Raw genomic sequence first — 630 nt, forward strand, 5'->3', positions numbered from 1 at the left:
GGAGGAGGCGATCCAGGGCGGCGGGGCGCACTACGCCGAGTCGCTGCCCATCGAGTACCAGCCCAGCGACGCCTACCAGGACCTGTTCCGCTCCGCGCTCCAGACCTCCGCCGCGCGCATCGCGCGGGCCGTCGGGGCCGTCACCGAGACGCTGCTGGCCGAGCACCAGGACCGCCCGGGGCGCGGGCCCGACTCCCGCCCGGTGCTGGTCTCGCTGGCCCGCGCGGGCACGCCCGTCGGCGTGTTGATGCGCCGCTGGGCCCAGCACGCGCACGGCGTCGACCTGCCGCACTACGCGATCTCCATCGTGCGCGGCCGGGGCATCGACACGGCGGCGCTGCGCTGGCTGGCCCGTCACCACGACCCGGTCGACGTGGTCTTCGTGGACGGCTGGACCGGCAAGGGCGCCATCACCCGCGAACTGGCCGCCGCCATCGAGGAGTTCGAGGCGTCCGAGGCGGCCGGCGGCGTGCGCGGCTTCGACCCGCGGATCGCCGTACTGGCCGACCCCGGCGGGTGCGTCGCGACCTACGGCACCCGGGACGACTTCCTCATCCCCTCCGCGTGCCTCAACTCGACGGTCTCCGGGCTCGTCTCGCGCACCGTGCTCCGCGCCGACCTGGTGCGGCC

General features: G+C 75.7%; 1 protein-coding gene. It reads left to right on the forward strand.

The window, feature by feature from the left end:
- Window positions 1-630, forward strand: a 630-nt coding sequence (locus KUM32_RS39425; RefSeq protein WP_302185254.1) for a cysteine protease StiP domain-containing protein, incomplete at both ends; no start/stop codon positions are given.

This window comes from Streptomyces sp. AC627_RSS907 (assembly GCF_019049165.1).